At 66.4% G+C, this 11,756-nt stretch carries 9 protein-coding genes; 2 read left to right on the top strand and 7 right to left on the bottom strand.

Translation table 11 applies throughout. The features are described 5' to 3' along the window. The first annotated feature begins 11 nt into the window (after nt 1-11). Together MXC11_RS03875 and MXC11_RS03870 are read left to right on the top strand one after the other, a co-directional pair. Nucleotides 12-1,190, top strand: coding sequence for an FAD-dependent oxidoreductase (locus MXC11_RS03875; protein ID WP_250005611.1), 1,179 nt, complete (start codon nt 12-14; stop codon nt 1,188-1,190). After that, entirely contained in the window at nt 1,190-2,032 is an 843-nt protein-coding gene (locus MXC11_RS03870; RefSeq protein ID WP_250005610.1) for an aldo/keto reductase, read from the top strand. Before MXC11_RS03875 ends, MXC11_RS03870 begins: the two co-directional genes overlap by 1 nt. Nucleotides 2,033-2,062: 30 nt before the next feature. Here the strand turns inward: MXC11_RS03870 and MXC11_RS03865 are convergent, their stop codons facing one another. From MXC11_RS03865 to MXC11_RS03835, 7 genes are all read right to left on the bottom strand, one after another. Next, nucleotides 2,063-2,374 (bottom strand): hypothetical protein, encoded by a 312-nt coding sequence (locus tag MXC11_RS03865; protein ID WP_250005608.1) that lies wholly within the window; start codon nt 2,372-2,374, stop codon nt 2,063-2,065. Between the two features lie 155 nt (nt 2,375-2,529). Then, nucleotides 2,530-3,456, bottom strand: a complete 927-nt coding sequence (locus tag MXC11_RS03860) for a ketoacyl-ACP synthase III (RefSeq protein WP_250005606.1) — start codon at nt 3,454-3,456, stop codon at nt 2,530-2,532. Nucleotides 3,457-3,576: 120 nt separating this feature from the next. Beyond that, nucleotides 3,577-5,133 (bottom strand): TolC family outer membrane protein, encoded by a 1,557-nt coding sequence (locus tag MXC11_RS03855; RefSeq protein ID WP_250005604.1) that lies wholly within the window; start codon nt 5,131-5,133, stop codon nt 3,577-3,579. A gap of 4 nt (nt 5,134-5,137) precedes the next feature. Further along, nucleotides 5,138-6,478, bottom strand: coding sequence for an HlyD family type I secretion periplasmic adaptor subunit (locus MXC11_RS03850; protein WP_462938094.1), 1,341 nt, complete (start codon nt 6,476-6,478; stop codon nt 5,138-5,140). A 13-nt stretch (nt 6,479-6,491) separates the two neighbouring features. Continuing rightward, complete coding sequence (locus MXC11_RS03845; protein WP_250005602.1) at nt 6,492-8,210, bottom strand: type I secretion system permease/ATPase; 1,719 nt, start codon at nt 8,208-8,210, stop codon at nt 6,492-6,494. A 121-nt stretch (nt 8,211-8,331) separates the two neighbouring features. Continuing rightward, nucleotides 8,332-9,750: a bifunctional D-glycero-beta-D-manno-heptose-7-phosphate kinase/D-glycero-beta-D-manno-heptose 1-phosphate adenylyltransferase HldE gene (gene hldE, locus MXC11_RS03840; RefSeq protein ID WP_250005601.1), complete on the bottom strand. Its 1,419-nt coding sequence runs from the start codon at nt 9,748-9,750 to the stop codon at nt 8,332-8,334. 38 nt (nt 9,751-9,788) lie between these two features. After that, entirely contained in the window at nt 9,789-11,732 is a 1,944-nt protein-coding gene (locus tag MXC11_RS03835) for an acyltransferase family protein (RefSeq protein ID WP_250005599.1), read from the bottom strand. Between the last annotated feature and the right edge of the window lie 24 nt (nt 11,733-11,756).

The raw sequence follows: 11,756 nt of genomic DNA, 5'->3' as shown, positions 1-11,756 counted from the left end.
AGGCCGCGTCCATGTCTTCGACCCTGAGCACCGACATCCTCATCGCCGGCGGTGGCATTGCCGGGCTGTGGCTCAATGCCCGCCTGCGCCGCCTCGGCTATTCGACGCTGCTGGTCGAGCACGAGGCGCTGGGCGGCGGGCAGAGTCTCAAGTCGCAAGGCATCATCCATGGCGGCACCAAGTACGCCTTGGGGGGCAGCCTGACCGGCTCCTCCGAGGCGATTGCCGACATGCCGCGCCGCTGGCGCGAGGCGCTGGCCGGCCATGGCGAGCTGGACCTTGCGGGGGTGCACCTGCTCTGCGAGGCCCATTATCTGTGGTCGCCCGGCACGCTGGCCGGCAACCTCACCGGCTTTTTCGCCAGCAAGGCGATGCGCGGACGGGTCGATCAGGTCAAGGGCGAGGCCCTGCCGGCGGCGCTGCAGGATGAACGGTTTCGCGGCAAGGTCTATCGGCTGGCCGAGCTGGTGCTGGATGTGCCCAGCCTGATCCGGCGCCTGCAGGTGCTGGCCGGCGACAGCCTGCTGGCGGGCAAGCAGGTCGAGCCGCTGCACGATGCCCAGGGCGAGCTGTGCGGGCTGCAGGTCGATGGCCGCCCCATCGAGGCACGCCGCGTGGTGCTGTGCGCCGGTGCCGGCAATGCCGGGCTTCTGGCGCGCTGCGGGCTGGCGGAGCCGGCGCAGCAGCTGCGCGCGCTGCACATGGTGCTGGTCAAGTCGGCCAGCCTGCGCCCGCTGTACGCCCATTGCCTCGGCGCGGGCACCAAGCCGCGTCTGACCATCACCACCCATCCGGCCGACGATGGCCAGTGGGTCTGGTATCTGGGCGGTCATCTGGCCGAAGCCGAGGGCGTGGCCCGCGATGAGGCCGCGCAGATCAAGGCGGCGCAGCGCGAGCTGGCCGAACTGCTGCCGTGGATCGACCTGCGTGATGCGCAGTGGCGCACCCTGCGCATCGACCGCGCCGAGCCGGCACAATCGGGACTGGTACGCCCGGACAATGCCTTCCTCACCCGTCAGGGCCGGCTGCTGGTCGGCTGGCCGACCAAGCTGGCACTGGCGCCGGACCTGAGCGATCGGGTGCTGGCCAGCCTGCGGGCCGAGGGCATCGAACCCTCGCCCTCCCATGCACCACGCCCCGCCCTGCCGCAACCGGCACTGGGTCTGGCACCCTGGCAGGAGCTGTTCTGATGCGCGTGTCCTTGCATGACTGCTGGCGCCCGCTGGGCAGCACGGACCTGCAGATCTCGCCGCTGGGCCTGGGGACGGTCAAGCTCGGCCGCGACCAGGGGGTCAAGTATCCGGATGGCTTCCAGATTCCCGATGAGCGCAGCGCCGCCAATCTGCTGGCCCTGGCCCGCGATCTTGGCATCAACCTGCTGGATACCGCGCCGGCCTATGGTGTCAGCGAGCAGCGTCTGGGCCCGCTGCTGCGCGGCCAGCGGCATGACTGGGTGCTGTGCAGCAAGGTCGGCGAGGAGTTCGAGCAGGGCCGCTCGCACTTCGACTTCAGCGCTGCCCACACCCGCTACTCGGTGGAGCGCAGCCTGCGCCGCCTGCACACCGACTACCTCGATCTGGTGCTGGTGCACTCCGATGGCAACGATCTGGCGATCCTGCAGCATGAGGGGGTGTACGCCGAGCTGGCCAGACTGCGACAGGCCGGGCTGATCCGCGCCTTCGGCTTCTCCGGCAAGACGGTGGAGGGCGGCATTGCCGCACTGGCAGACGGCGACTGCGCGATGGTCACCTACAACCTGGCCGAACAGGGCGAGCGTGCCGTGCTGGATCACGCCGCCGCGCAGCACAAGGGCATCCTGATCAAGAAAGCACTGGCCAGTGGCCATCTCTGCCGCCTGCCGGCCGAGGGCGATCAGCCGGCAGCCGCATCAAAGGATCCGGTCCGGGCCAGCTTCGAGCTGATCTTCGCCCACCAGGCGGTGGGCAGCGTGATCGTCGGCACCATCAACCCGCAGCACCTGCAGGACAACGTGACCTGCGCCGTCGAGGTGCTGGCGCAGCAGCGGCGCTGAAGCCGGCACGCCAGGCGGCAGGGTGCCGGGTCAGACTCCGTCGAAGTCCAGCGCACCCAGGCGCTCGCTGCGCTGATTGCCCACCACACCAATCACCGTCGGCAGCTCATGGCGCAGCTGGCCGGGCTCATGGCCGATCGGATGGCCGGTTTCAAAGCCGATGGGCTCATCGACACCTGCCGCACCCGACTCGAACAGGGCCAGCAGCTCGCTGATCGACGGCAGGCGTGCGGCCACCTGGCCCAGCCCCTTGCCCAGATCGGCCAGCAGGGCGCTGCTGGGGACGAACAGCAGGGCATCTTCGCTATCGAACGGCAGTTTCTTCTTGTCTCTGGAAGGCATGAAATCATCCATCGTGCATCAGGGAAAGGAAGGCGGGCGCCCTGCCCGCCACCGCGGCACGCTTTATACGCCAGCCACTGGCTGACGGGGCGACACGGCACCCTTCTCCTCGGCAAGAATGCCAAGGACATCACACTCTTCTAGGCCCTGCACGATCAACGGCGCAGCAGCACCGCCGAACCCCAAGACAGCCCGACGCCAAAGCCGCTCATCACCAGGTTGCGCCATGCCGAGTCGAAGGCGTAACGCTCCAGCAGCAGCGGAATGGTCGAGGACACCGTATTGCCAGCGCCGAACAGGTCTTTAATCACCCTGTCACCATTGGCGCCTAACCTCTTGGCAATCGCATCGACGATCGCCCCGCTGCCCTGGTGCAGACAATAGGCATCGACGCTGTCGAGGGTCAGACCGGCCTCCTCGAGCACCTCCTGCATGTGCGGGATGATCTTCAGGCTGGCAAAGTTGAACACTTGGCGGCCGTTCATATGGAAGCACCCGTTACGCACGATCAGATGCTCGGCCCCGCTGCCATCGGTACCGAAGCGGGCCGGGCCGAGGGTCCAGACCGGATCCTCGCCGATCCAGGTGGCGGTGGCCGCATCGCCGAACAGCAGGCTGGTCATGCGGTCGCTGCGGTCCATGATCTTCGAGTAGGGGTCGGCGGTGACCAGGATGCCATTCTTCAGCCCGGTCGCCTCCATGAAGCCCTTGATGGCATAGAGCCCGTAGACGAAGCCCGAGCAGCCGAGCGAGACATCGAAGCAGGCCACCTGGGTGGGCAGACCGATCTTGTGCTGGGCAATCGCCGAGGTATGGGGCAGGCCCTCGCCATCACCGTTCTGGGTGACCACGATCAGCGCCTGGACATCCTCCAGGCGCAGCGCAGGATTCTTGTCCAGCAGATTGCGCACCGCCGCCGCGCAGAGATCGGACGTCTCCTCGGCCGGGTCCTTGACGGACAGCGTAGTGGTGCCGATCTTCGACAGCACGAACGCCTCATCCCGCTCGAAGGCGGCGGCTTGGGCGATATTGTCGATGCGCCCGGCCGGGATGTAGCTGGCGATACTTTTTATTCCGATCATCTGTACTGGACCCTGAATTGGAACCGGGTGCCCGCTGCACGGGCACCGCTCAGCCTCAGTTGACTGCCATGGCGGAAGCCCGGTCACATCGTCAGGCTGTGACCGCGCCGTCTGAGCCCATTATGGACGCTGCGCCACATCCGGCGCGACCAGCCATTCGTTGGTCTTGCGCACATCCTCTTCGGCCAGGGTACCGCTCCAGCGGCGCAGCACCATCAGGCTCATGATGTAGTCGTACTGCGAGCGCAGCAGGTCGCGCCGGGCCGCGTACTCTTCCTTGACAGTGTTGAGCACGTCCACCGCATTGGTCACCCCGAAGCCGAACGAGCGCTCGGTGGCAATGCGCGCCTTCTCCGCTGAATCCAGCGCCTTGCGCGAGGCATTGATGCGGCTGATCCCGGCTTCCACACTGTAGAATGCGGTGCGGGTCTCGCGGATCACCTGACGGCGTACCGCCTCCAGCTCGTGCTCGGCGGTCATCAGGTCCTGCTGGGTGGCGTAGACCCGCGCACTGGTCGAGCCGCCGCTGTAGATCGGCACGCGCAGACCGAGGCCCGCCACGTAGGTGTCGGTCCGTGGCGAGGCGCTGTTCTCGTAGCCGATGTCGCTGCGCTGGGCCGTGAGGTTGGCGCTGACCGAGGGCAGATGGCCGGCGCGAGCCTGGCGCAGCCCCGCCAGCGCGGCATCCACCGCACTCTGCCGGGCCTTGAGGGCCGGATTGGATTCAAGGGCCAGGTCGACCCAGTAGTCGCGGCCCTGTACCGGCAACGTGAAGCTCGCCTGGCTGCCGATGCGCTTGAGACGACCGCTGACCTGACGGCCTACCAGCTCCGAGAGCGCCTCGCGGCTGACCTCGACCTTGTTGCGGGCCTCAATCTCGGTGGCCACCAGCGCATCGACCCGCGCGGAGATTTCCAGCACGTCGGTGATGCGCGCCAGCTGGCGATCGAACAGCGACTGCACGCGGTCGAGGTTGCGCTGGGTGGCACGGCGCTCGGCCTTGACCAGCTCCAGTTCATCCTCGGCCGCCAGCGCCATGAAATAGCGCTCGACCAGATCGACGGTGGCCTCCTCGAGGGTTGCGTCGTATTCGGCCGCCAGACGGCGCGCCAGCTCGCTGTAGCGGCGGTAGTTGTACCAGGTCTCCGGATCGTAGATGACCTGGGTGACCCCCAGCGCATAGCGCTCACCGTTGTACAGCTCGCGGATGTCGCGGTCCTCGACCTTGTAGAGCGTGCGGCTGGCGCTGGCGCTGGCGCTGATCTGCGGCAGCAACTGGCCGAAGGCTTCGCGCTCGCGACCACTGCCCCCCTCGCGGCGTGCGGCGGCCGCCAGGATGCGTGGATCATCGATCACCGCTTCCTGGAACAGCGACCACAGATCCTCAAGACCGGCCTCGGCCGCGGCGGCGTCCTGGCGGGCCGCATCTTCGGCCGCGGCAGCGCGCTCTACCACACGGGCAACCTGATCGATCGCCCCGGTGTCGGCGGCTGCCTCGCTGGCCACCGTCTCGAGCATCGCCGCCTCGCCAGGCGCCGCCGGCGCGGTGCTGGCCGTGCGGGTGTCCGGATCTGCGCCCGTGGCAGGCTGCGCCCATAGCGGCCAGGCACTGCCCAGTGCGGCGATCAGGGTGGCCGTGCAGACGGCCGTCTTCAGGTGAGCCTTGCGATGAGCCATGGCGTCAGTCCTCGATCAGCGAGCGGGCAAACGCATTGGTTGCCGGCTGCACCAGATAGTTGAACAGGGTGCGCGAGCCGGTATTGAGCAGCACCTCGGCAGGCATGCCGGGCACCAGCACCAGCTCGGCCAGATCCTGGCGGCCCTTGTCGGTCAGCTCGACGCGGCCCAGGTAATAAGGCATGCCGGTCTGCTCGTTGATCAGCCGGTCGGCCGACACCTGGGTCAGCGTGCCCTCGATCACCGGCGTGGTGGCGCTGTTGAAGGCGCTGAAGCGGATGTCGGCCAGCTTGCCGGGGGCAATCCGGTCGATGTCCACCGGCGAGATCTGCACCTCGACGATCAGGTCTTCGCTGGAGGGCACGATGTCCAGCAGTGGCGTGCCCGGTCCTACCACCCCGCCGACGGTGTGCACCTTCATGCCTAGCACCATGCCGGCCTCGGGGGCACGGATCTGGATGCGCCGGGCGCGATCCTGCACCGCGGCAAAGCGCTCGCTGAGATCAAACACCTGGGTCTGCACTTCGGCCAGCTGGTTGACCACCTCGGCGACGAAGTTCTTCTGCAGCTGGGCGATCTGCAGTTCGGTCTCGCCGATCTGCAGGCGCGCCTGGGCAATCGAGGAGCGCAGATCGGCCACTTCCGAGCGCAGGCGGGTCACACTGCGCTCCTGCTCGAGCATGCGCTGCTTGTCGACAAAGCCTTCCTTGAGCAGGGTGCGCAGCTCGCCTACCTCGCTCTCGTAGGAGCGGGCCAGCTCCTGCTTGCTGACGATCACTTCCTGGAAGCCGCGAATCTGCTCGTTGAGCTGCACGGCGCGCTTCTTCAGCACATCGATCTCGCCCAAGCGGGCACTGCGCCGGGCGTTGAAGATGCGCTCCTCGTTCTGCTGGGCTTCGAGCACCCGCGGGTCGTTGCCCTCCGGGGTCATGGCGAAGTTGACGCGCTCCAGGTCATCACGCTCGGCCATCAGGCGATTTTCCATGGCACGGGCGGCGATCAGCTGGCTACGGACCATTTCAAGCTCGGCCAGGGTCTGGGTGCCGTCCAGCTCGATCAGCACATCGCCGGCCTGCACCACATCGCCATCGCGCACATGCAGGGTCTTGACGATGCCGCCTTCAAGGTGCTGCACGGTCTTGCGGTAGCTCTTGACCGTGACCACGCCCGGGGCCAGTGCGGCGCTGTCCAGCGGTGCCAGCACGGCCCAGGAGCCGAACAGACCGAAGGTCAGAAAGAGGATCAGGTAGCCGATACGGCGTACCGAAAGGTCGTTGGTCTGCGGCTGCGCCGGCAGGCTGACGGCGTCAGATTGCTGTTTGGACTTGTCCACGGGGCTTTCCATTCTGTCGATCCGTTTATGTGTTGCCGACCGGGCGCTGCACGGCAGCACTCTGCTGGGCCTTTTGCAGTTCACCCAGGACCTGATCACGCGGGCCGAACATGGCCAGCGCGCCATCGCGCAGCACCATCAGCTTGTCCACCGACGACAGCACGCTGGTGCGATGGGTGATGACGAACAAGGTGGTGCCACTCGCCTTGAGCTGTGCCATGGCCTGGGCCAGTGCCCGTTCGCCCTGATCATCCAGGTTGGAGTTGGGCTCATCGAGCACGATCAGCCGCGGCTTGCCGTACACGGCACGCGCCAGGCCGATGCGCTGGCGCTGGCCACCGGAGAGGCCGCCGCCGCTGGCACCGATCACGGTGTCATAACCCTGCGGGAACTGCAGGATCAGCTCGTGGACGCCGGCGATACGCGCCGCCTCGACCACCGCCGCCGCATCCACCGGACCGAAACGGGCGATGTTCTCGCCGATGCTGCCCTCGAACAGTTCGATGTCCTGCGGCAGGTAACCGATGTGCGGCCCCAGCTCGTCACGCTTCCAGGTGAAGACATCAGCGCCATCCAGACGCACCTTGCCGTGGGCCGCAGGCCAGATGCCCAGCAGGGCGCGGGCCAGGGTCGACTTGCCGGCACCGCTCGGGCCGATGATGCCCACCGACTCGCCCGGCGCCACCTGGAAGCTGACCCCCTTGACCACCGGCTGCTTGGCGCCCGGCGGGGTGACCATCAGCGCTTCGGCCGTGACCGCGCCTTGCGGGGCAGGCAGCGACATGCGCTCAGGCTCGGCGGCAATCTGCACCAGCAGCTCATTGAGGCGCTCATACTGGCCGCGCGCCGCGGTGAAGCCTTTCCAGGAGCCGATCATCAGGTCGATCGGCGCCAGGGCGCGACCAAGCAGGATGGAGCCGGCGATCATCAGGCCGGGGCTGATTTCCTGCTGCAGGGCCAGATAGGCACCGATGCCCAGGATCAGCGACTGCACCAGCATGCGGGTGGTCTTGGACAGCGCCGTGATGGTCCCGGCGCGATCGCTGGCCATGCCTTGCAGTTCCAGCACGCGGTTGTTCTTCTCCTGCCAGCGGCGCAGCAGCTGCGGCAGCATGCCCATCGACTCGACCACCTCGGCGTTGCGCAGATTCTTGGTGGTAAAGCTGGTAGCGGAGAGGTTTTCCTTGTTGGCTTCCTTGAGGGCCTGGCCGGTCAGGCGCTCGTTGGCCCAGGCGAGGAAGATCAGCACAGCCGCACAGATCACGGCGAACCAGCCGAACCACGGGTGGAACATGAACATCACGGCCAGATAGACCGGCAGCCAGGGCGCGTCGAAGAAGGCGAACAGGCCATTGCCGGTGAGGAACTGGCGCAGGCCGGTCAGATCGTTCAAGGGCTGTGCCGAGGCGTTCATCCCGCCGCTGTAGAGCGCCTGCTTGAAGCTGGCCTTGTACAGCCGACCGCCCAGAATGGTGTCCAGCTTGGTACTGATGCGCACCATGATCCGCGAGCGCACCCACTCCAGCGAGCCCATGGTGGCCAGCAGCAGCACCAGGATCAGCGTCAGCATCACCAGCGTCGAGGTGCTCCCCGAGGCGATGACCCGATCGTAGACCTGCAGCATGTAAAAGGAGGGCACCAGCATCAGGAAGTTCACGAACAGGCTGAAGAAGCCGACCGCGAGGAAGCTGCCCTTGCAGGCCAGCAAGGCCTGTTCAAGATCCGATTTGGGGGTAGGTTTCATAGATAAGACTCAGGGGCCGGCCGGGAAATCAAGCGCCGGAGAATAACACAGGCAAAAGACTGAAAGAGCAGTTTGCCGGCCAGCCCGCACAGCGGGCACCTGCCGGCAGTGGCACCGGCCCTCAGCCGCGGATCTTCTCGACGATGGCGGTGGTCGAGCAGCTGTCGACGAAGCTCAGCACCTTCACCTCGCCACCATAGCCCAGCACGATCGGCGCGCCGACCACGCCGTCCAGGCCATAGTCTCCGCCCTTGACCAGCACCTCGGGGCAGATGCGCTCAAGCAGGCTTTCTGGGGTGTCTTCGCTGAAGCTGATCACCCAGTCCACAGCGCCGAGTCCGGCCAGCACCGCCATGCGCCGATCGACGCTGTTGATCGGCCGGCCTGGTCCCTTGAGGCGGGTCACCGAGGCATCGTCATTGATGGCCACCACCAGCCGATCGCCTTGGGCGCGGGCCTGCTCCAGGTAAGTGACATGGCCGGCATGCAGGATGTCGAAGCAGCCGTTGGTGAACACGATGCGCTCGCCATGGGCACGGGCATCCTCGATGGCCGGCAGCAACTGATCGAGGGTCATCACCCCACGCCCGGCGCCCTGCTCGCGCGCCGCAGCGCGGCGCAGCTCCGGCGCGCTGACCGTGGCGGTGCCCAGCTTGCCGACCACGATACTGGCGGCCAGGTTGGCCAGCGCCACGGCCTGGGGCAGCGGCTCGCCGGCCGCCAGCGCGCTGGCCAGGGTAGAAATCACCGTATCGCCGGCCCCTGTGACATCGAACACCTCGCGGGCACGGGCCGGCAGGTGCAGCTCAGGCTGGCAGGCGCGCAGCAAGGTCATGCCGTGCTCACCGCGGGTGATCAGCAGGGCCTCAAGCTCAAGATCGGCCAGCAGCGCCAGGCCTTTGCTGACCAGCTCCGCCTCATCCGCGCAGCGCCCGACTACCGCCTCGAACTCGCTGAGGTTGGGGGTGATCAAGGTCGCACCGCGGTAGATGGCAAAGTCACGGCCCTTGGGATCGGCCAGCACCGGCACCCCGCGCGCTCGGGCGGCGCGGATCAGCGCCTGGTGATTCTTCAGCGCACCCTTGCCGTAATCGGAGAGGATCAGCACCCGCACCTGATTGAGCAGCGCCTCGACCTCGGCCAGCAGTGCCGCTTCATCGGTCGCGAAGGGCTCCTCGAAATCCATGCGCAGCAGCTGTTGATGGCGGCTCATCACCCGCAGCTTGACGATGGTCGGCTGCCCCTGGATGCGCTGAAAGCGCGCATCGACCCCGGCGGCGGTCAGGCGCGCGGTCAGGCTGTCGGCCGCCTCGTCGGTACCGGTCACCCCGACCAGCCAGGCCGGCGCGCCGAGCGCGGCGATGTTCAGTGCGACGTTGGCGGCTCCCCCCGGGCGATCCTCGCTCTGCTCGACCTTGACCACCGGCACCGGCGCCTCCGGTGAGATGCGGCTGGTCGCGCCGTACCAGTAGCGGTCGAGCATGACATCACCGACCACCAGCACGGGGGCCTGATCGAAACGGGGCATGGACAGCGGCATGAAAGGCTCCGATGTTGACTGAAAGAAAAGAGACGTACTCAGTGCGGTATACCGGTCGGGATGCTGCGAAACAGCGGCACCAGCAGGCGGTTGCCGAACTCACTCAGGTGGTCGTCATCGTAATAGAGCGCACGACCCTCCTGGACCGCGAGACAACGACCTTCGGGACACAGATAAGGCAGCGGATCGAGCAGCTTTATGCCGCACTGTCTGGCGGCTTCCTGCTGCAGGTCGCGGATAAAGGCATGTCGCTGCTGGTAGGCATCCAGCGGCAAAAAGAGTTCACGCTGACGACCGATGATCGCATCGCGAGCCATCGCTTCGGGGACATTGAGCAGCATCTCCGGCATGGGCTGCAGCACATAGACCGGGCGCTGGCGGGCCAGCGTGCAAAGGGTATCCAGGTAATGCCTGCGAAACTCCTGCAGATAGGCCGGCTCCGGCGTACGGTAGGGGCGCGAGAAGAAGAAGGTTGGCCGACCAGCCGGCTCCCCCGCCTCCCCCGGCATGCCGCCGAAGGCGTAACTGCTGGTGCGGTTGACCAGCAGCAGCGGTATCTGCGGATCGAGCGTGGACAGCTCGTTCATTGCCCAGCCCTGCAGTGCAGCACAGGCTGCAGCGCTGCTGCCGCTGCGTTGTGCACCAAAGACCATCAGACACGCTGAACGCGCCCGCAGCAGCACACTGCGCCCCGCCTCGCGACTGGCCGCCACAGCAGTGATCACTGAAGCGGCATGGCTGTCACCCAGCACCAGCAGATCGGTTGGTCCCTCGCCATAACGACATGCCTCCTTGTCTCGAAGACATTCGAACAGGCGCGGATCATGGTTATCAGCCTGGCGGGCATAGTGCTCGGCCTGGGCCGGCAGACGGGACGTGAAGGTGTGCTTGCGTACATACTGGGCAAGGCCGGCGGCCAACCCGATCACCAGCAGGCAGACAAGCAGCACCCGCCAGGGCGGCAGTGCCGACAGCCAGCGGCGCGCCGGCTGCTCGATGAGGCGATAGGACAGCCCACCCAGCAGCAGCGACAACGCAATCCCGCCCAGCACCCATAATCCCTGGCCGGCACGCTCGAAGAAATGCAGCAGCACCATCACCGGCCAGTGCCAGAGATAGATCGAGTAGGACTTGTCGCCCAGCCACTGCCAGAGCCGGCCACTGACCAGCACACCAGGCTGCGCCGCTGCGATCACCAGCGCCGCACCCAGTACCGGCAGCAGCGCCGGCCAGCCGGGCCACTGAGCCAGCTCATCGACCAGTGCGAAGGAGACGGCAATCAGCACAAAGCCTGCGTAGTGCAGAAGTCGAGCCACGCCCGTACGCCATGCCATCCGGGGGACATACAGAAACACCAGCGCGCCGACCAGCATCTCCCAGGCCCGCGACTGCAGGGTGAAGAATGCCTCGGTCGGCATGCGCTGCACCATCCACACCGAAACCAGCAGCAGTGCAAGTGTCAGCAGGGGCAACAGCCGCTTCAGGCGCTCAACACCCAGCAGGCGGCGCAGCAGCAGGTAGGCCAGCGGGAACACCAGATAGAACTGCCACTCGACCGACAATGACCAGGTATGCAGCAGCCATTTACCGTGAGAGGCACTATCGAAATACCCCGCTTCATCGGCATAGCGCAGGTTGGAGGAAAACAGCAGGCTGTCCCGTACATGCTTGCCGAGTCGGTTGTATTCGGAGTCGACCAGCAGGAACCAGCCCAGTGCCAGCACTGACAGGCAGACCACCAGCAGTGCCGGCCAGATGCGCGCAGCACGCGCGGCATAAAAGCGCGCCAGCGAGAAATTACCCTGTGCCAGGCCACGCTCGACGATGCCGGCCATCAGGAAGCCTGAGATCACAAAGAAGACATCGACCCCGGCAAAGCCACCGCCAAGCCCTGGTACGCCGAAGTGATAGAGCACCACCGCAGCGACTGCCCAGGCGCGTAGTCCATTGATATCGGCACGGAACATATTGCTTGCTGCCATTTGTGCTTCCTTGGTGCGGGTGTT

The sequence above is a fragment of the Pseudomonas eutrophicaquae genome, from assembly GCF_023544715.1.
Lineage (GTDB): Bacteria > Pseudomonadota > Gammaproteobacteria > Pseudomonadales > Pseudomonadaceae > Geopseudomonas.
The sequence above is the reverse complement of the archived record's forward strand: the minus strand, read 5'-3'. Positions and strand labels throughout refer to the sequence as shown.